The organism is Nitrosomonas eutropha (genome assembly GCF_900116685.1).
GTDB classification, from domain to species: domain Bacteria; phylum Pseudomonadota; class Gammaproteobacteria; order Burkholderiales; family Nitrosomonadaceae; genus Nitrosomonas; species Nitrosomonas eutropha_A.
Map to the genome: position 1 here is coordinate 193417 of NZ_FPBL01000002.1, position 20653 is coordinate 214069.

Here is a 20653-nt window from a genome sequence, read left to right on the forward strand (position 1 = left end):
TTTGGATAACGATCCGGCAGCCTGAAACGCCTATTTTCTCATATTTGCAATATAGCTTCGAGCCTTTGTATATAAAGCCCGGATGTTATTTAACCTCCCTCAATCGTTCATGAAAAGAAACTGGATGCGGGTAATTGACGCGAATTGCTTTTCTGCACTGGTCGGCTTCTGCCTGAAAGTGAAATTTAATAAAATATGCCACATCAGCTTGTTAATACCGTGCCTAATATCATCCGGCTGCTCAGATACCTGGAACAACCCATACCCGGTTTCGGATTCTGGTAAAAACATTCTTTACAATGCTTTTGCTGAGCGTCCAAAACACCTGGATCCTGTACAATCGTACAGTTCAAATGAAATCCTGTTCACCGCCCAGATTTATCAACCACCTTTGCAATACCATTTTTTGAAACGCCCGCTGGTTCTGGTTCCTCAAACGGCCAGCAAAATACCCGTTGTAAGCTATCAGGATGACAATGGCGTGCAACTGCCTTCCAATTCGGCTGACACTCGTGTTGCCTACTCTGTTTACAAAATTACCATCAGACCCGGTATTCTTTATCAACCTCACCCGGCATTCGCGCAGGATAAGCATAAACACCTGCTTTACCATACATTAACTCGGCAAGATATACAGGCAGTCCAAAAAATCAGTGATTTTGAGCACGCAGGGACACGAGAACTGATTGCTGACGATTTTATCTACCAAATCAAGCGGCTGGCCCATCCTCGGCTGCACTCCCCTATCTTTGGCCTAATGGCAGATTACATTGTGGGGCTGCGCGAATATGCTGACACTTTAAGAGATCAGGACAAAACCCAACCCCCAAACAGCTTCCTGGATTTACGCAAATTTCCTTTGGCCGGAGTCGAACGGATAGATGATTACACTTACCATATTCGTATCAAGGGTAAATATCCGCAGTTTATCTACTGGCTGACCATGGCATTCTTTGCACCAGTTCCATGGGAAGCCGATCACTTCTTCTCACAACCGGGCATGACCGAGAAGAATTTTACGCTTGACTGGCATCCGGTCGGAACCGGCCCGTACATGCTAACTGAAAACAACCCGAACCGGATTATGGTGCTGGAGCGCAACCCGAACTTCAAAGGCGAGTACTATCCGGATGAGGGTATGCCGGAAGATATGGAAAATGGCTTGCTGCGTGATGCCGGTAAAGCATTGCCATTCATAGATAAAATCATATTCAGCCGCGAAAAGGAAAGTATCCCCTACTGGAATAAATTTTTGCAGGGATATTACGATGCCTCCAGTATTGGCTCGGATAGCTTTGATCAAGCGGTACAAATAACCGGACAAGGTGAAGCAGCTATCACCGAAGAAATGGAGGCACAAGGTATTCGCCTTGGAACAGAAGTAGCCCCATCCACCTATTACATGGGGTTCAATATGCTTGATCCAGTGGTAGGTGGTCGTACTCCAGAAGAGAAAGCGGCAGCGCGCAAACTGCGTCAGGCCATTTCTATAGCTGTCAATTATGAAGAATTTTTGACTATCTTTGCCAATGGCCGGGGTATTGCTGCGCAAGGTCCCATTCCACCGGGCATTGAAGGCTATCATGAAGGTGAAGCGGGCATAAACCCGGTTTCCTATGAATGGCATAACGGGGAAGCCCGACGTAAATCCATCAAACAGGCACAAGCATTGCTTGCAGAAGCCGGTTATCCCGGAGGAATCAGTCGTAAAACCGGTAAACCGCTTGTACTGTATTATGATGTCACCGCACGCAGTGCAGATGACAGATCAATCCTGGACTGGATGCGGATGCAGTTTCAGAAACTCAATATCCAGCTGGTAGTGCGCAGTACTGATTACAATCGTTTCCAGGACAAGATACGCAAGGGAAACGCACAGATTTTTGAATGGGGCTGGAATGCAGATTATCCGGATCCGGAAAACTTTCTGTTTTTATTGTATGGGCCGCAGCGAAAAGTGGAAAATAGTGGTGAAAACGCGGCCAATTACGATAATGCTGAATACAATCGGCTGTTCGAGCAGATGAAAAATATGGAACATGGCCCGCAGCGCATACAGATTATTGATCGGATGGTTGCTATTTTACGGGAAGACGCTCCCTGGTTATGGGGCTATCATCCAAAAATATTCGCTTTGTATCATGCCTGGTATCAGAACGTGAAGCCTAACAGAATGGCGTATAACACACTCAAGTATTATCGGATTGATCCTGAATTGCGTGATCAAAAGCGCCATGAATGGAATACACCGATAGTATGGCCAATTGGCGCAGGAATAGTACTATTGATAATCGTTCTATTCCCGGCATGGGCAACTTATCGCCGTAAAGAGCAACGCAGAATATTGCAAAGCAGATAGCCTGATTCAATGCTAAATTACATTATTCGCCGGCTGTTTTATGCGATTCCGATACTTGTTGGCGTCAATCTCATCACATTTGCACTTTTCTTTGTAGTGAACACTCCTGACGATATGGCTCGCATGCATCTGGGGACGAAACACGTTACAGAAGAAGCTATCTGGAAGTGGAAACAAGAGCATGGGTACAACAAGCCACTGCTCTACAACAACGCTGCTTACGGAATCGAAAAGTTCACCGACACTATTTTTTTTGAAAAATCCGTTTCAATGTTTGCTTTCGATTTTGGCCGTGCCGATGACGGGCGTGATATCGCTCACGAAATTCAATCACGCATGTGGCCCAGCCTGGCTATTGCATTACCTGTATTTTTGCTTGGGTTACTGGTCTATATTACCTTCGCATTGATAATGGTTTTCTTTCGGGCTACCTACATTGATTTCTGGGGCATCGTTCTGTGTGTCATGCTCATGTCCATCTCCAGCCTGTTTTATATCATCGCCGGCCAATTTCTGATCGGCAAGCTATGGCACTTGGTACCCATATCCGGATACGGCAGTGGGCTGGATACCACCCGCTTTCTTTTATTGCCGATTATTGTGGGTGTCATCAGCAGTGCTGGTGCCAATACGCGCTGGTATCGCACCCTTTTCATGGAAGAAATCAATAAAGAATATGTACGAACAGCCCGAGCCAAGGGATTATCAGAAAATATAGTATTGTTCAGGCATGTGCTCAGGAATGCGATGATTCCTATATTAACCGGGGCAGTTGTTGTCATTCCATTGTTATTTCTTGGGGGATTGATTACTGAATCATTTTTTGGCATTCCCGGATTGGGCAGCTACACCATTGACGCCATTCAATCACAGGATTTTGCAGTAGTACGCGCAATGGTGTTTTTGGGATCATTGTTGTATATCGCGGGATTAGTACTGACAGATATTTCCTATACCCTTGCAGATCCAAGAGTACGATTGGGATAATTGTTTTTGCTATTGTTTTATCCCTTTCTCCAAACAACTGTCAATACCTCCGTAATTGGCATGAAGCGCTGGCTGCAAATATCAAGCAATACTATTTTTATCATTTTATGATGGTTTAACTCATCTTGAGACCGGTTCTGTACAGTATAAAAAGCAAGATTGTGATTTTTGCTGTGATTGCCACTTTGCTACCTACAATCGGTCTCGGGCTATTGTCGTTCAAGCAGAATGAAGCACTGATCAGCGACAGCGTTACCCGTGAACTGCGCATACTTGCTGACAACATCAACCGCCAACTAGATCAATGGGCAGGAGAAAATACGCTTGCCATCCGTGCATTATCAACATCCAATCCCGTTATTGAGGGGCTAGCCACTTTAAAACGGTTTTCAGATAGCGAGAATACTAATGCCGTAAAACAGACGCAATCTGTCATGACCAGTTATTTGCGCTCGGTGGAGATGAAATTGGACGAAGTACTTGAATTAACTGTTTTCGATAACACCCGAAAAATTGTGGCAAGCAGCGCTAGTACACCTGAAGTGCGCGAACCTCCTGAACAATGGACGCATGCTTCCCTTACCTCGGGAACCATTGCCACCCCCCCCGCCTGGAACAATCGCTTTGCTACGGCAACCATCAGTATTATTTATCCAGTGCTGTCGTATGACAGCCAGTTAATAGGCGCCATCGCTGCTACTCTGGATTTGGGAACCTTCAAAAACAGATTAATTGAAATTAAAAAATTTTCATCCGGTGAAATTGCCATACTGGATCGGAATGGCAAGGTATTGCTGGGTAGCGCCCCTGGCGTTGATCACCAGGCAGCATTAAGTCCACATCAATGGGAATTAATTCAGATGTTCGACGAGTCAATATCCTATGATGGATTGTCTTACCCCAAAGCAATCGGCCTGGCTTATACATCAGAAAATATTCCCGTAACGATTCTGGTAGAGCAGGATCACAGCGCCATACAAGCTGCATGGATAAAGTTACGTAATCGTTTTCTTGAGTTTGTCGGCATACTTATCATTATCGTAACCGGCGTAGCCTTGTATATGGGGCATTCTATCGTTACACCACTAAAACAGCTGATTAACGCCGTAAAAGGGATTGTGGAAGGTAATTTGGATATTTATCTGCCAGCCAAGCGAAGAGATGAAGTCGGGCAGCTTACCGACATGTTCAATCAAATGACGGATGCATTACGCAACAAGCATACAGAAATCATGACCGCCAATCAGGCTATGCAACAACAAAACCAGCTGCTGCAGAAACTCTCGATCACAGATGGCCTGACGGGTCTGTATAACCGCACAAAACTCAATACTATCCTGTCAGAACAACTGGCCAGATTCAAGCGCCATGATCGCCCCTTCTGCCTGCTGATGATAGACGTTGATTATTTCAAAACTATAAATGATAAACTTGGCCACATTGTAGGGGACAGGATTCTGGTCACGGTAGCTTCCGTCCTGCTGAAATCGATCAGAACAATAGACTATGCCGCACGTTATGGGGGGGATGAGTTCATGGTTATTCTGACTGAAACCAGCTCCAGCGCAGCGATCAAAACAGCAGAACGAATCCGGGCTGAAGTCAGTTCTGCCTGCCTTACATTCAAGGAACACCCAGTCCACATTACTCTGAGTATCGGTATTACCCAAAGTCGTCACGACGATATAACACCGAATGATCTGATTGCTCGCGCAGATGCAGCACTGTATGAAGCCAAGGAATCTGGGCGCAACCGAGTACACTGTGCTGATGCATAATACACTCTAACCAGCTTCAACATAACTTACTCCATCCGGGTACAACAGAAATGGAATACAAGGATTACTATCAGATTATGGGTATCCCGCGTGATGCAACGCAGGATGATATCAAACGCGCATATCGCAAACTGGCGCGTAAATACCATCCCGATGTCAGCAAAGAGCCGGAAGCTGAGGCACGTTTCAAGGAAATCGGTGAAGCGTACGAGGTACTTAAGGATCCTGAAAAACGGGCAGCTTATGATCGCCTGGGAACACGCTGGAAAAGTGGACAGGAATTTCAACCCCCGCCTGAATGGGATCAGGGATTTGAATTTCATGGCGGTGAATTTACACAATCTGCCGCTTCACAATTCAGCAGTTTTTTCGAAGCACTATTTGGGAAAAACCAGAGTAGTCAGCGGCATGGTAATCAAGGATTCAATTTGCAGGGAGAAGATTCTCATGCAAAAATTTCGATAGATCTCGAAGATTCCTTCAATGGGGGCGTTCGTAGCCTGACTCTGCAACATACGGAACCCGGCCAGGATGGAAGGCCACACATCCGGGAACGCACATTAAATGTTCGTATACCCAAAGGGATACAGCAGGGGCAGCATATTCGGCTGGCCGGCCAGGGAAGCCCCGGGGCAGGCCGAGGCAAGGCGGGTGATCTATATCTCGAAATTGTATTCAAGTCTCATCCGTACTTTAGCGTGGAAGGTAAAGATATTTTCATGGAGTTACCTGTCGCACCCTGGGAAGCTGCGCTGGGCACAACCATTTCGATCCCGACCCCTGCCAGCAAGGTTGATCTAAAAATTCCAGCCAATTCCCGTTCAGGACAAAAATTGCGCTTGAAAGGACGTGGAATCCCGAGCAAATTACCGGGTGATCTATATGTAGTTTTGCAGATTGTTTTGCCCGCTGCTGATAGCGAGCAAGCTCGAACATTTTATCGCGATATGGAGCAGAAACTCGCATTCAACCCAAGAGCCAGATTCAATACCTGATTACCTGACACATATGGAGCACGGCATATTAAATGGCATTATTATTGAAGAAAATGAAGAGATTTCACTGCTTGAACTCTGCCAGATTTGCAAGGTCGATACTGAATGGGTAACAGCACTGGTGCATGAAGGCATTCTCGAACCTGTTGGAGCCGAGCCGGAACACTGGTTTTTCAGTGGGGTTTCTTTGAGACGTGTGTTGATTGTTAATCGTCTGCAGCATGATCTGGATATTAACCTGGCAGGCGCTGCGCTAGTGGTGAGGTTACTGGAAGAAAGGGATGCCCTGCTTGCTAAAACAAATTTGTAATCGCTCGTAATTGTATTAAAAGCAGTCTCATAAAACCACCAAGCCCCCATTGAACGGCTGGTTGATTTCATACAATACCCGATCGTTATGTCCAATACCCAGTTAAAAATTCGCATCCGGCTAGATCAGCCAATTGATCACTCTGCAACTGAGCAAGACTTGCTGGAACTAGCGGAAGAATCTGTATTGCCAGTCCCTCCCCCTATTTATGTATATAACTGGCCCAGAATCATTGGTGCATCGCTGGTACTGCTGCTTGTATTGGCAGTACTTTTCCGGCTGGCTTCAGACTGGATATCTGGCGATAAAGAATCCGGGATAAATCCAGCTAAAATATCCTCATCAGCAGCACTTTCAACCAACCCCGATATTCCTCCTATTCCGCCAGCACAATCTATTTCAGCCATAACCGAGCTTTCGCCCAACCAGTCATCCGGAAACAATCCAGAAGCCGACGAACTCGCTGGTATACATACCGAACTCGAGCATATTGAAGATATACCCAGTCCGATATTCGATTCAATTTCTGCAGCCACATCGGAGCCACCAACCAGACCAGGATCCAAGCCTGGGAGCATTACTTTTCAATCCACAGAAAGTGGTACACAAAAAATCAATTATCCTGTTGGTTTGGTTAAAGCACAGCTGACTTCAAATATTCGACAAAGAGCTCCGGTTGATGACATCAACAGGATTTCACTCACAGGAAAGTCAAGCCGACCAATCTTCCTCTTTTTACATTTTAATAAATTCAAAGGTGGAAAAATATTTATCAATTGGTACTATCGTGACAAACGTGTCGCCAAGGTTATGCTTCCGGTTAGCAACAATGACTGGCGCACTTATTCCAGCAAGATACTTAATCAGAACAGATTGGGTTCGTGGCGTGTTACAGCCACAGATCAATCAGGCAAATGGCTTGCTGAATTCAAATTCAGAGTAACACGTTAATTACATCTTTCTAGACATGAAATTTTGTAGCGAATGTGGCAGCAAAGTTGTTTTACGTATTCCGGAAGGTGACACACTGCCACGCTACATCTGCTCAAACTGTCACGCCATCCATTATCAGAACCCCAAAGTAATTGTTGGGTGTATTCCAGAATGGGAAAACAAGATCCTGTTATGCAAACGAGCAATTGCACCTCATCGGGGTAAGTGGACATTGCCTGCAGGATTCATGGAAAATAATGAAACTCTGGCTCAGGGTGCAACGCGGGAGACTTTCGAAGAAGCCAATGCCCGAGTAGAAATTCGCGAACTCTATGCAATTTATAGTTTGCCGCATATCAGTCAGGTTTACCTTTTATTCCAGGCAAAATTACTGGATCTTGATTTTTCCCCGGGAATCGAAAGTCTAGAAGTCAGGCTTTTCGAAGAACAGGAAATTCCTTGGGACGATATCGCTTTTCGTGTAATTCATGATCCACTAAAACGTTATCTGAAAGAACGACATCACGGACAACCTGAGCCTCACATAGGAATAATCGACAAACGCCAGGATTAACACTGCTTAATCAAATAGGAAGTTGGAAAATTTTAAAAAACTAGAGATCAATTTCAATCAATTTTCTTTGACAGGAAGCTAAATGGAATAACTCATTAGATTATCCGGATTAAAATCAGTAAACCATGGCTGGTATTTAATACTAAGAAATTATCATTTGACTAAAATTAATTCTTGCTTTAAAGTTACAAGTTCAGTCGCGGGGTGGAGCAGTCTGGCAGCTCGTCGGGCTCATAACCCGAAGGTCGTAGGTTCAAATCCTGCCCCCGCAACCACTTTCCCACTATCAAACCCCTTGGTCATTTGATACGATTTATAGAAATCGTCAGTAATATTTGCGCATCCTTACAGGACGACCCATCAATAGTTTACAATTGCTGTTTTTAACAGACGGCTGAAGTACTACTCTTGTTATCGAACTCAGATTTACCACAGACTAGTAATTTCTTCTGAGCCAGTTACTTATTGTCGTAGCAAAGAAAAAACCCAGGCTACAAACAGACAAGCACCTGTAATTTCACCGCTTCTGATTATTAGTCTGCTGTATTTCCTACACCCTTGACTTGCCTGAGAAAAGAAAATGACGAGACATTTGTCGCGAGCCTGACTAATTCCATTTACCGATCAATAATGTAGTAATTTTTTTATCATTAAGACACGGATGAGGTAATGTATGTCACGCTCCCCCCTGCGAGGCCAAGAGGTACTTGATGACGCACTCCGTGCCCTGGCCTCGGCCACAACGATTGAGCAACTACGGCAAGCACAGGCGGTTGTTTTGCCGCCCCAATATGGCATGAGCCTGGAACAAACGGCACAGGCCACCGGATTATCCAAAGGTTGGGTGTGTCGTATGCGTAACAAATTCATTACAGGCGAGGCAGTCGGCGATCAAGGCAAATCTGTGCACGGAGGGCGGCACAGAGAGAACTTTACTCCTGAGCGCGAGGCCGAACTGCTCAAACCGTTCCTGGAATCTGCTGGTGTCGGCGGTATTTTGGTGGTCGGCCAGATCAAAACTCCAACTCGAAGCGGCGCTGGGATGGAAGATGGCGTTGTCGTCAGTGTACAAGTTGCTGCATCGGCATAACTGGCGCAAACTCGCTCCTGACAAAAGACACCCGCAAAGCGATCCTGTACGCAGGAAGACTGGAAAAAAACTCGCCGAAATCCGCCAGAACTGGGCCCAAGACGAGCCTGTCCGATTGATGTTCCAGGACGGAGCACGTTTTGAGCGCATCAACGACGTGCGCCGATGCCGGGCTCCCAAGCCCATCCGCCCGCTATGCCAAGCCATGCTGACCCACGAGTACGCCTATGCGGCAGTGGAGGCCAAAGCGGTGAGCTCGATTCTTTGATCTTGCCGCATGTCAACAGCGCGTGTATGCAACTGTTTCTGAACGAGGTGGGAGCATGCCACCCTAATGAGAAGATCGTTATGGTGCTTGACGGCGCAGGCTGGCACACCAGTGGATCGCTCAAGCCGCTACTGAACATGAAACTGCTGCCCTTGCCACCCTATGCGCCTGAACTCAACCCAGTCGGGCATGTATGGGATGAATTGCGCGAGAAGCACTTTCACAACAAAGTCTTCGATAGTCTTGATGCGCTTGAAAATCAACTGGAAGTTGCCCTACGAGCATTCGAAAACAACACATCAGCGGTTAAGTCCATTGTGACATGGAATTGGATTATTACTGCTTTATTGAATTAGAAATTGAATAACTCACACTTACTGAAGCAGGCCTATGGAACTCTGGTATAAATAATGGCAATCAACAATAATCTGAACTAGCACCTGAATGAATGAAAAAATTTTGAATTAGCCCACTTGCCGGTTGGCACTACGAGACAGAATCATCAAGTGATATTAGGCAGACGGAGAAGAGCAGCTTGGTCATGCGAGTGTTACCATGACAAAGACATATATTGGAGACAGGAAAGGTGATGAAATCTCCCCGACAAAATAGAGAATTGTGGAAATGCCACAACAAGTAAAATACATACAATCATTTGATTTATATGGCTCCCCGACCTGGGCTCGAACCAGGGACCTGCGGATTAACAGTCCGTCGCTCTACCGACTGAGCTATCGGGGAATATGGGCAATCACTACAAGCGCGGTATGTTAGACTTTTATGTCGTTCTGGTCAACTTTTCTTGTAGTCAGTTATGGGATCAATAATACCATTTGCCGGACTAAACTGATTTGTTAAAAAACGGTGCTAAATTCGGTTATTTCATTGAATTGACCTTTTTATATGTCGAGAGTCAATGTCTGCATGTACCCCAGAAAAACCTTCTATCCGAATGAAAAAAAAATCACTAAGCAAAGAGGAATCGGCATTACTTGCTCCCCCGGAAAATTTCGAAACAGCCACTACTGAACTGGAACAGATTGTGGCAAATATGGAAACCGGGCAAATGTCTTTGGAAGATGCTCTTTCTGCGTACAAACGCGGAGCGGAATTGTTACAATACTGCCAAAATATGCTGAAAGACTCACAGCAACAGATAAAAATACTTGAAGCAAACATTTTGAAAAATTTTTCTACTACCGAACACGATGCACCCTGATTTCCAGCTGTGGGCAGCTGAATGCCTTGCTGTAATTGAATCTTTCCTGGAGAAGGATCTTCCTGCCACGAATTGTGCTCCTGCACGCCTGCATGAAGCAATGCGTTACGCGGTACTGAATGGGGGTAAGCGAGTACGGCCACTGCTATCCTTTGCCGCTGGAGAACTCAGTGGAGCTGATAAAACACAAGTTGTTGCTGCCAGTGCAGCAGTAGAGTTAATTCATGCCTACTCCCTAGTACATGACGATCTTCCTTGTATGGATAATGATGTACTCCGGCGCGGCAAACCAACCTGCCACATCAGATATGACGAACCTACCGCCTTGCTGGTAGGAGATAGCCTGCAAAGTCTGGCTTTTCAATTATTGGCTGAACCTGCTCTGATCGAAGATCCTCGTACACAGCTGGAAATGATTCGGCATCTCGCATTCGCTGCCGGATCTCGAGGTATGGCCGGAGGGCAGGCAATTGACTTAGACAGTGTTGGCAAAACACTCAGCCTTCCGGAACTCGAATTCATGCACATTCATAAAACTGGTGCACTGATCCGGGCTGCGGTAATACTTGGAGCCCGCTGCGGCAGCAGATTGAATGAAGACCAATTTAAGCAGTTGGACCACTTTGCCAAAAGTATCGGCCTGGCATTTCAGGTAGTAGATGATATTCTCGATGCAGAAGCCTCCACTACCGCACTCGGCAAAACCGCAGGAAAGGATGCAGAAAACAACAAACCTACCTATGTTAGTATACTGGGTATCAAACAAGCCCGAGAACTTGCACACGAGCTTCAGCGCGAAGCCAGCGGAGTGCTGGATAAATTTGGTTCCAAAGCCCTGCGTTTGCAGCAAATCACTGATTTCATTGTACAGCGTGAGTTTTAGTTTTACGCTACTAATCCAATCTTTACCAATCTTTACGTTACCCACTCTTAGCTACAATTCGCATGTATCCATTACTCGATCGCATTGAGATACCCGCACAGTTACGTACCCTGAAACGCAGCCAATTGCCACAGTTAGCAGATGAACTGCGAAACTTTCTGGTCGAATCCGTAGCGAAAACCGGTGGACATCTGTCTTCCAATCTCGGGACAGTCGAACTGACCATCGCGCTGCACTATATATTTGATACACCCTTTGATCGACTGGTATGGGATGTCGGGCATCAAACCTATGCACATAAAATACTAACAGGTCGACGAACGGGAATGGCTCATTTGCGCATGCAGGGAGGCATTGCAGGATTTCCCAGAAGAGATGAGAGTGAATATGACGCTTTCGGCACAGCACATTCCAGTACCTCTATTAGCGCCGCGCTGGGTATGGCTGTCGCAGCGCGAATCAATAAAATAAAACAGCACGCAATTGCGGTTATCGGTGATGGTGCGATGAGTGCGGGAATGGCTTTTGAAGCGCTAAACAATGCCGGTGTAATGGATGCAGACTTGCTGGTTATCCTGAATGACAATGACATGTCTATCTCCCCTCCCGTGGGAGCACTCAACCACTATCTGGCCAAACTGATGTCAGGTCGTTTTTATGCCACTGCAAGACGCGCAGGAGAAAAAATGCTGGGTGTAGTTCCTCCAGTACTGGAGCTGGCGAAGCGTGCCGAGGAGCATGTTAAAGGCATGGTAACTCCAAGCACACTGTTCGAGGAATTTGGTTTCAACTATATTGGCCCAATTGATGGCCACGATCTGGATATCCTGCTCACTACGCTAAATAACATCAAGCAGCTTGATGGGCCGCAATTCCTGCACATTGTGACACGCAAGGGCAAAGGCTACAAACCGGCAGAAGAAGATCCTGTTTTGTATCACGGGGTTGGAAAATTCGAGCCAAGGCAGGGAATTGTACCGAAACCATCTAGCAGGCCAGCTTATACCCAAATATTTGGTGACTGGTTATGTGATATGGCAGCTAAAGATCCACGACTGATTAGCATAACACCCGCCATGAGAGAAGGCTCTGGGCTTATCCGTTTTTCAAAAGAATACCCGGATCGCTATTTTGATGTGGGCATTGCTGAACAACATGCCGTAACATTTGCTGCCGGTGCGGCCTGCGAAGGATTGAAACCAGTTGTGGCAATTTACTCAACGTTCCTGCAACGTGCCTACGATCAGCTGATTCATGATGTTGCCATTCAGAATTTACCAGTTGTTTTCGCGATTGACCGGGCCGGACTTGTCGGTGCAGATGGCCCGACTCATGCAGGAAGTTTTGATTTGAGTTATTTACGTTGTATCCCCAATATCACAGTGATGACACCTGCTGATGAGAATGAATGTCGTCAGATGCTCTATACCGCCTTCCAGCTCGACACCCCCACTGCCGTCCGGTATCCGCGTGGCACTGGCCCTGGTGTGCAAATAAAACAGGAGATGCGGATCGTTCCACTGGGCAAAGGTGAAATTCGCCGTCAGGGTAATAAACGCATTGCATTACTTGCATTCGGCAGCATGCTGGCCCCCTGTCTTGAAGCAGGGGATGAATTGGATGCTACGGTCGTCAATATGCGTTTTGTAAAACCACTAGATCAGGAATTGGTTATAACACTTGCGGCCGAACACGAATTACTTGTGACTGTTGAAGAAAATACGATTATGGGAGGGGCAGGCAGTGCTGTGCTGGAATGCCTTGCTAGTCAGGGTATGAATGTCAGATTACTGCAACTAGGTTTGTCAGATAGTTTCCTTGATCAGGGTGATCCTGCTCAAATGTTATCTGATTGCGGATTGGATAAAACCGGGATCATTAAATCAGTAAAAGAAAGACTCTCTCTATAGTGCTCGCATACGTAACAAATTAGCAGCAAAGCTGGCGAGCTCTACTCCTTACCGGTTGCTCCAATACTTTTATACAGCTTCACAGCCAGATAATCTGGACAGGAAGGAATTTTTTATGAAAAAACATACTGATCAGCCTATCGCTGACGTGCAGGGCTCACTAGATACCCGACATATCGCAATTGACAGAGTCGGAATCAAAGCAATTCGTCATCCAGTTCTCGTCGCTGATAAGGATGGCGGTTCCCAGCACACTGTGGCGCAATTTAATATGTACGTCAATCTGCCACATAACTTCAAAGGGACACATATGTCCCGTTTTGTGGAGATACTAAATAGCCACGAACGTGAAATTTCGGTTGAATCATTTGAAGAAATTTTGCGCTCCATGGTCAGCAGACTGGAATCTGATTCCGGCCATATTGAAATGACTTTTCCCTACTTCGTCAGTAAATCAGCCCCTATCTCAGGTGTAAAAAGCTTGCTGGATTATGAGGTAACCTTTATTGGTGAGATTAAACATGGCAATCAATATGGATTTACCATGAAAGTAATCGTTCCTGTTACCAGCCTGTGCCCCTGCTCCAAGAAAATATCCGATTATGGTGCACATAACCAGCGTTCACATGTCACTATTTCCGTGCACACCAACAGCTTCATCTGGATTGAGGACGTGATCAGAATTGCGGAAGAACAGGCCTCATGCGAACTGTTCGGTCTGCTGAAGCGGCCGGATGAAAAATATGTCACAGAAAAGGCCTACAATAATCCAAAATTTGTCGAAGATATCGTCCGTGATGTCGCCGAAATACTTAATCATGATGACCGGATAGATGCCTATGTTGTTGAATCAGAAAATTTTGAATCCATACATAATCACTCTGCATATGCGCTGATAGAGCGCGACAAGCGAAAGCAATAAGTCAGGGCTACTGTGTCTCTGGTATACAACAGCAATTCCAAAACTACGGTAATGAATATACTTAACTTTGGCAGCCTTCTTACTGTGATAATTTTAAAGTAACAATCTTCGCATTTGCCTGTTGTCATGGTAATCTTTTGCGCTTTTCAGGAAACAGATCACCATGCAACAGGATCATGATACCCCTCCTCCTTCAAAACGAATATCCTCTATCGCTTACTTCCTGTTTCTGTCTCGCTGGTTACAGCTACCTTTATATTTGGGACTGGTGCTGGCGCAGTGTGTCTATGTATATCACTTCTGGATCGAGCTATCAGATCTGATTGGCGCCGTATTTTCTAACCAGAATGCTTTACAGCATGTCCTTGATATGGTGGCAGTCAAAGGAACAGAAAGGACCGAGAAGGATCTGACCGAAACAGCCATTATGCTGGTAGTACTCGGTTTGATTGATGTGGTAATGATTTCGAACTTACTCATCATGGTAATTATCGGTGGATATGAAACCTTCGTTTCACGCATGAATCTTGAGGGTCATCCCGATCAGCCGGAATGGCTGTCACATGTCAACGCTTCGGTATTAAAGGTCAAACTGGCAACTGCTATTATCGGTATTTCATCGATTCACCTGCTAAAGACATTTATCAACGCTACTGCTCATGATGAAAAAACATTGATTGCGCAGACTGCTATTCACCTTGCATTTCTGCTCTCAGCGCTCGCAATAGCGTATTGCGACCGGATCATTTCACAAACTATACAGTATCCCGGCGAGCACGAATGAGAAGCTAATATACAGCCAGCACGATGTCAAAGGTTAATACTGCGTCCGCCATCGACAGCAATAATCTGCCCGGTAATAAAGGGAGCATCTTCAATCAGAAAGCTGACAGCTCGTGCGATATCATCCGGCTCCCCCATACGTTTGAGTAGCGTCCTATCAATAATATGTGCGCGTGTTACTTCATCCTGCCACTCACCTGCTTCCGGCCATAGAATTGGCCCGGGTGAAATACCGTTGACACGGATTTGCGGCGCAAGCTCCATGGCCAGTGAACGTGTTAATGCTGCCAGCCCGCCTTTGGCAGTATTGTAAATAACATAACGTTTGAGGGGTTGATCGGCGTGAATATCAATAATATTGACAATACTTCCCTGGTTTTTTTTTAAGTGGGGGGCCGCTGCCTGGGATAAAAAAAGTGGGGCCTTCAGATTACTGCCAATCAAATCATCCCAAGCCTGTTCAGTACATTCCCCAACAGGGGTTGGAAAGAAGCTGGAGGCATTGTTAACCAGAGTGTCCAGTCTGCCAAATTGTGAAATAGCCCGATCAATCAATGTCGGAATTCCGTCGATATCCAGCAAATCACCCTGCAGTAATGCAACCGAATCCGGGCGTTCCTGCTCAAGCTCCTGTTTCAACAGTTGTGCGTCAGCAGATGAATTGCGATAATGAACCACAAGCTTGGCACCCTCGCGATGCAATCGCTTACAGATGGCAGCACCCACTCGCCGCGCCCCTCCCGTCACCAAAATTATTTTATCTTTCACGAACACTCCTTCTGTTTACGCTACACTTCAGCACTACAATCTACCATAAACTTTTTTGCTGCTAAAAACACCCGTGACTCTACCCCTACCGAATTCTCCCGAACAAAAATACAGCGATACTCTGAAAACCATACTTCACAATCGAATCTCCCTTTCCGGTGGCTGGATTTCATTCGCGGATTACATGGAAGCTGTTTTGTATACGCCTGAAACAGGATATTACAGTGGTGGTGCAGCTAAATTTGGCGCAGCAGGTGATTTTGTCACGGCGCCTGAAGTCTCTCCGTTATTTGGTCAAACACTGGCGCGACAGGTCGCACAAGTACTAAGATCAGTAAATCATGGTTCAATCCTGGAGTTTGGTGCAGGTTCAGGGAAATTGGCTGTTGATCTGCTATTGGCGCTTGAGGCACTGGAAAGTCTGCCGGAGTACTACAACATCCTTGATCTCAGCGCAGATTTACAGCAACGACAGCAAGCAATCATCGAACAGCAAATTCCACATTTAGCCACACGGGTACACTGGCTTACCGCCCTGCCAGATCAGTTCAATGGGCTGATACTTGCTAACGAAGTGCTTGATGCCATGCCCGTCCACCTAGTTATCTGGCAAAACGGTAACATTGCAGAACGCGGCGTAATCTGGAAAGATCACGGGTTGGCATGGCAAGATCAGCCTCTGGCAGAAGGTGAACTACTCGATATCGCCCGACAACTTCCTCCATCTGATCAACCTTCCCTCCCCCATCCCTATGTCAGTGAAATCAGCCTTGCCAACCGGCATTTTATCCACTCCCTTGCAAGCATATTGCAACAAGGATCCATTCTGTTGGTTGATTATGGATTTGGTCAAAGCGAGTACTACCACCCGCAACGTCATCAGGGCACGCTAATGTGCCATTATCGACATCATGCTCATGATGACCCGTTTTTTTTGCCGGGGTTACAGGACATCACCAGTCATGTCGATTTCAGCGCCATTTCCCGGATCGCACTGGATTCCGGGTTGCAGTTAGCTGGCTATACTACGCAGGCGCATTTCCTGATTAACTGCGGAATTACTGATTTACTGGCACGCACACCAGCAGACCAACCGGGGGATTACCTGCCGCTGGTCAGCCAGGTACAGTGCCTGATCAGCCCAGCTGAAATGGGAGAATTGTTCAAAGTCATGACTTTAAGTAAGGCTATCAACATTGATACCACCTCTTGCGGTTTCGTGCGGGGAGACTTACGGCGTCTGCTTTAGTTGAAGCGCTGATTACTGGTAGCTTGCCCTTTCCGACCCAGTTCATGCCGGGCAGACTGGGCAACCTGTTTCAAGGTCCTGCAGGCTGCCTGCATACCGGGTACAAGATGCAACAATTCATTCAGATTGAGTGAGCGCTTTAGCAATAAGGTCAGCAAAGGAATTGGCTTGACGCTGCCATCCGGCTGCAGTGCATCCATCAGTACAGTAGGGGGAGAAAACTGTACCGGATCTGAAATGGCCCGTATTACCAGAAATGAAATTCCTTTTTCCGCTGCAACCGCAGCAATAGCTCCACTTTCCATATCAACTGCACACCCGCCGCTTTGTAATGCCAGCATACGTTTGGCAGCTTCTGTGGTCAGCACTTCATCGCTGGTTGCCAACGGATCACAGGTCACATTGATGTGATCCGGCAGGCAATGCTGGACTCGTGTACGCCACATATCATCTGTTGGATAATTCTTGTCCGCCAACACCGATTCCGGCAAAACCAGATGGCCAGGTTGCAGACCATCATCCAGTGCACCTGCCACGCCAAAACTGATCAGTCCGGTAACTCCCGCCTGATTACATAAATCGGCTGCTGCGCGGCGAGCAGCTGCGCCACCCATACCGCATATTCTGATCGTCAGACTTTCATCCAATGCTACTGCTCGATCAAAAGCCAAACGGCGCGGCGTGATACATCTGGCCTCTGCTCGCAAGGCAACAATGATGCCAACACGACTACTCATGCGGCAGATCTACTACTTAGTGTGCGATATCTATTCAGTGCCCATAGTGGGAAATATTTGGAGTAACCGTGATATTTCAGGTAGAAAACCCTTGGGAAGCCGGGCGCGGTGAACCATGGCTCTTCCCATAACCCGGTAGCAATCTGGGTACGCAGCAGATAATCAATCCCTTTTCTCACTGCTGTATTTTCCACCTCTCCAGCAGCCATCAGTCCAAGCACAGCCCACGCGGTCTGGAAGGAAGTGCTGGCTTCCAGTTGTCCGGCCAATTGTGGATCGAGATATGAATTATTGGTTTCTCCCCATCCACCATCGGCACGCTGTACCGATTCCAGCCATTGAATAGCACGCTGCACTGCCTGATGGCCTTGATCCACACGCGCCAGCCTGAATGCTTCCAATACGGACCAGGTGCCATAAATGTAGTTACTGCCCCAGCGCCCAAACCATGCCCCGGATAATTCCTGTTCCTTGAACAGAAAATCCAGGCCGCGCTTCACAGCTTCCTGATGTCTCACCTCGCCATTCAAGGCAAGCAGGCCTACACAACGTGCTGATACATCGCTTGTGGGCGGATCCAGCAATGCGCCATGATCTGCGAACGGAATTTCATTCAGGTAATAATACGCATTGTCTATATCAAATGCAGCAAAGCCACCATTACTCGATTGCATACCCGCCAGCCAGTCTGCTGCCCGGGTAATACTGACACGGTAATCTTCCGCACCAGTCTGGATTAATGCCCACGCTACAGCAGCTGTATCATCCAGATCCGGATAATGCGGGTTAGCGTACTGGAATGCCCAGCCACCTCCTGACAGATTGGGCCGGCTATCGCGCCAGTCACCCGGTTCGTCAAGTATTTGCAGGGGCACAATCCAGTCGAGTGCACGACGAATCGGCTCGCTATCAACCTGTTTATCTTCCTGCAGCGCCAAGGTGGCCAGCACAGTATCCCACACGGGAGATACACAAGGCTGACACCAGGTAATCTCTTCCCCTTCATCCACCAGCAGCTCACGTAAAGATTGGCGACATTGTTGAAGTAGCGGGTGATCACGATCATGACCCAACAATGTCAATGCCTCATAGGCATTAACCATCGCCGGAAAAATTGCCCCCAGACCATCTTTGCCATTAAGACGTTCGATTATCCATTGTTCAGCCTTTTTCAAAGCCCTGCGACGGATGAACGATGGAATAAGCGGCTCCAGCTTTGAAGCCAATCGCTCCACATACAGCAACAAACGATTAAGAGAGGTACGTACCGGGAAGTAGTTTTTTTCCTTCTCCGGATCAACAGTAAACAGTTCTTGTACATGCACATTGCGAGGATTGATTGCCTTGGCTTTCAGCGTGCATAGAATAGAAAGCGGTACCATCACCGTACGTGACCAGTACGCCACTTTGCTCAGGTGAAAAGGAAACCAGCGTGGTAACAGCATGATTTCAGCTGGAATAAACGGTACTCCACGCCATGGAATCTGCCGATACATGGCAAGCAACAAACGGGTAAATACATTCGAGCACACCGCCCCCCCTCGCTCCAGTATGGCGTTACGGGCATGAACCATATGTGCTGCTTCCGGCGAGTCTCCAGCCAGCTTCAAAGCGTAATAGGTCTTAACACTGCAACTCATGTCAAAATCACCGCCATAGTATAGTGGCCAGCCACCATGCCCATCGGTTACCTGCCGGGCGCGCAAGAAATTTGCAATTTTGCGCTCCAGCACAATGTCCACTTCATCCATGAAATGCATCATCAGGATATATTCAGCTGGAATTGTACAGTCTGCTTCCAGTGGAAAGCACCAGTGACCATCTTCCCGCTGCTGCACTAGCAAAGCTGTGCATGCGCGGGCAATGGCACTATCCAGTGAAATAGCAGGAATACTATTCATCCCGTTATCAATTGCATCAGCTGACGGATAATCGTGTAATGAAGATTTTTGTATCGGAGATCCGGAAAATATTTTAAAAATGGACATAAAGCGTAAAGCCCTCATTTGGTAAGTTGGCACGAAATGATTGTGTAGCCACCAATTGTGAAAGATAGCTCAACCACCTATGAAGTTGTATTTTTTGAAAAAAATTATATAACAAACCACAACGTTTAAGAGGTGGGACTGGTTTCTGTGGGATCCGCTTCTATCGGATTGATTTCTGCGGGGTCATCCAGATCGTCAGTCAGCAAATCATCGTAATGACTGATGGGAGGATTCCCATCATATATCTGGTACTCACGCTGCTGCATATAACCTTCGCGAACAAATAGATAAGGATCTAATGCCGATTCATCACGTATTTTCATTGGCCCTGAGAAGCTAGCTCTTTTTTCAATGATACGCAAAATAGCCAGCGGAATGATTACCGGCCCACTCAGCACATAGGCCAGATAAAAAAGCCCATCTGCAAACACACTCACCGGTATATCCGCCACATCACGTGAATTGCTCGGGCCATAAGCGGGAATGAAGAGATAAGGTCCGCTATCCATTCCCCACACTGCCAATGTCTGCCCGAAGTCCTCATTATGCTCCTCAAACCCCATGTGCCCGGCCATGTCGGAAAGTCCTCCAACACCAATCGTAGTATTAATCACAAAACGCATCGTATCCGAAAATCCCTGGCGTATTTTTCCCTGCAGGAAACTGTTCAAAACTACGCTTGGATAGGAGAGGTTACGGTAAAAATTACTGACAGGGCGCTGTATTGCTTCCGGTACATATTCGATATATATATCGGCAGCTGGCTCAATCAATCTGCGATCAAGCTCATCAGTAAAATGGTAGGACTTACGGTTCAGTGACTCATACGGATCATACACATTCACCTGATTTTCTTCTCTTGGCACCGAGCTGCAACTTACGCAAAAAAATACAATGCAC

General features: G+C 46.7%; 20 protein-coding genes and 2 tRNA genes. 17 read left to right on the plus strand and 5 right to left on the minus strand.

The features are described 5' to 3' along the window. The first annotated feature begins 82 nt into the window (after positions 1–82). The 11 genes from BM331_RS03505 (at position 83) to BM331_RS03550 (ending at position 9650) form a co-directional block, all read left to right on the plus strand. Positions 83–2359 carry an ABC transporter substrate-binding protein gene (locus tag BM331_RS03505; protein WP_371265327.1) on the plus strand — a complete coding sequence of 759 codons (2277 nt, stop codon included), beginning with the start codon at positions 83–85 and terminating at the stop codon, positions 2357–2359. Between the two features lie 9 nt (positions 2360–2368). After that, a complete protein-coding gene (locus BM331_RS03510; protein ID WP_074927114.1) occupies positions 2369–3346 on the plus strand; it encodes an ABC transporter permease in 978 nt (325 codons plus the stop codon). Between the two features lie 173 nt (positions 3347–3519). After that, on the plus strand, positions 3520–5124 hold the full coding sequence (locus BM331_RS03515) for a diguanylate cyclase (protein ID WP_256214802.1): 1605 nt from the start codon (positions 3520–3522) through the stop codon (positions 5122–5124). 50 nt (positions 5125–5174) lie between these two features. Beyond that, positions 5175–6119 (plus strand): DnaJ C-terminal domain-containing protein, encoded by a 945-nt coding sequence (locus tag BM331_RS03520; protein ID WP_074927117.1) that lies wholly within the window; start codon positions 5175–5177, stop codon positions 6117–6119. A gap of 13 nt (positions 6120–6132) precedes the next feature. Continuing rightward, complete coding sequence (locus tag BM331_RS03525; protein WP_074927119.1) at positions 6133–6429, plus strand: chaperone modulator CbpM; 297 nt, start codon at positions 6133–6135, stop codon at positions 6427–6429. Between the two features lie 87 nt (positions 6430–6516). Then, positions 6517–7380 (plus strand): DUF2914 domain-containing protein, encoded by an 864-nt coding sequence (locus tag BM331_RS03530; protein WP_074927121.1) that lies wholly within the window; start codon positions 6517–6519, stop codon positions 7378–7380. 16 nt (positions 7381–7396) lie between these two features. Beyond that, complete coding sequence (locus tag BM331_RS03535; RefSeq protein WP_074927123.1) at positions 7397–7936, plus strand: NUDIX hydrolase; 540 nt, start codon at positions 7397–7399, stop codon at positions 7934–7936. A gap of 198 nt (positions 7937–8134) precedes the next feature. Next, positions 8135–8211 (plus strand) — tRNA-Met (locus tag BM331_RS03540). A 398-nt stretch (positions 8212–8609) separates the two neighbouring features. After that, positions 8610–9026: a helix-turn-helix domain-containing protein gene (locus tag BM331_RS11815; protein ID WP_177217828.1), complete on the plus strand. Its 417-nt coding sequence runs from the start codon at positions 8610–8612 to the stop codon at positions 9024–9026. Then, positions 8986–9294, plus strand: coding sequence for a winged helix-turn-helix domain-containing protein (locus BM331_RS12350; RefSeq protein ID WP_371265328.1), 309 nt, complete (start codon positions 8986–8988; stop codon positions 9292–9294). The genes BM331_RS11815 and BM331_RS12350 overlap by 41 nt, the downstream gene beginning before the upstream one ends. Beyond that, on the plus strand, positions 9222–9650 hold the full coding sequence (locus BM331_RS03550; RefSeq protein ID WP_256214803.1) for a transposase: 429 nt from the start codon (positions 9222–9224) through the stop codon (positions 9648–9650). The genes BM331_RS12350 and BM331_RS03550 overlap by 73 nt, the downstream gene beginning before the upstream one ends. A gap of 309 nt (positions 9651–9959) precedes the next feature. Here BM331_RS03550 and BM331_RS03555 read toward each other — a convergent pair. Further along, positions 9960–10035, minus strand: a tRNA-Asn gene (locus BM331_RS03555). A gap of 211 nt (positions 10036–10246) precedes the next feature. Between BM331_RS03555 and BM331_RS03560 the strand changes: the two genes are divergently transcribed. The 5 genes from BM331_RS03560 (at position 10247) to BM331_RS03580 (ending at position 15012) form a co-directional block, all read left to right on the plus strand. Then, positions 10247–10513: an exodeoxyribonuclease VII small subunit gene (locus BM331_RS03560; protein ID WP_074927124.1), complete on the plus strand. Its 267-nt coding sequence runs from the start codon at positions 10247–10249 to the stop codon at positions 10511–10513. Continuing rightward, positions 10503–11396 carry a polyprenyl synthetase family protein gene (locus BM331_RS03565; protein WP_074927126.1) on the plus strand — a complete coding sequence of 298 codons (894 nt, stop codon included), beginning with the start codon at positions 10503–10505 and terminating at the stop codon, positions 11394–11396. Before BM331_RS03560 ends, BM331_RS03565 begins: the two co-directional genes overlap by 11 nt. 62 nt (positions 11397–11458) lie before the next feature. Next, entirely contained in the window at positions 11459–13306 is a 1848-nt protein-coding gene (dxs, locus tag BM331_RS03570) for a 1-deoxy-D-xylulose-5-phosphate synthase (RefSeq protein ID WP_074927128.1), read from the plus strand. A gap of 115 nt (positions 13307–13421) precedes the next feature. Then, a complete protein-coding gene (folE2, locus tag BM331_RS03575; RefSeq protein WP_074927130.1) occupies positions 13422–14228 on the plus strand; it encodes a GTP cyclohydrolase FolE2 in 807 nt (268 codons plus the stop codon). Positions 14229–14391: 163 nt separating this feature from the next. Then, entirely contained in the window at positions 14392–15012 is a 621-nt protein-coding gene (locus BM331_RS03580) for a YqhA family protein (RefSeq protein WP_074927132.1), read from the plus strand. Positions 15013–15038: 26 nt separating this feature from the next. On the opposite strand, the gene BM331_RS03585 is transcribed toward BM331_RS03580, so the two are convergent. Continuing rightward, complete coding sequence (locus tag BM331_RS03585) at positions 15039–15779, minus strand: pteridine reductase (RefSeq protein WP_074927134.1); 741 nt, start codon at positions 15777–15779, stop codon at positions 15039–15041. Positions 15780–15852: 73 nt separating this feature from the next. On the opposite strand from BM331_RS03585, the gene BM331_RS03590 reads away from it, so the two are divergent. Beyond that, complete coding sequence (locus BM331_RS03590; protein WP_083414668.1) at positions 15853–17028, plus strand: class I SAM-dependent methyltransferase; 1176 nt, start codon at positions 15853–15855, stop codon at positions 17026–17028. On the opposite strand, the gene BM331_RS03595 is transcribed toward BM331_RS03590, so the two are convergent. The 3 genes from BM331_RS03595 to BM331_RS03605 all read right to left on the minus strand — a co-directional run bounded on the left by BM331_RS03595 (position 17025) and on the right by BM331_RS03605 (position 20598). Continuing rightward, positions 17025–17765, minus strand: a complete 741-nt coding sequence (locus BM331_RS03595; RefSeq protein WP_074927136.1) for a phosphorylase family protein — start codon at positions 17763–17765, stop codon at positions 17025–17027. The two genes, BM331_RS03590 and BM331_RS03595, sit on opposite strands and share 4 nt — an antisense overlap. Beyond that, complete coding sequence (gene shc / locus BM331_RS03600; RefSeq protein WP_074927459.1) at positions 17762–19666, minus strand: squalene--hopene cyclase; 1905 nt, start codon at positions 19664–19666, stop codon at positions 17762–17764. Before shc ends, BM331_RS03595 begins: the two co-directional genes overlap by 4 nt. Positions 19667–19878: 212 nt before the next feature. After that, positions 19879–20598 carry an MlaA family lipoprotein gene (locus BM331_RS03605; protein WP_256214804.1) on the minus strand — a complete coding sequence of 240 codons (720 nt, stop codon included), beginning with the start codon at positions 20596–20598 and terminating at the stop codon, positions 19879–19881. Between the last annotated feature and the right edge of the window lie 55 nt (positions 20599–20653).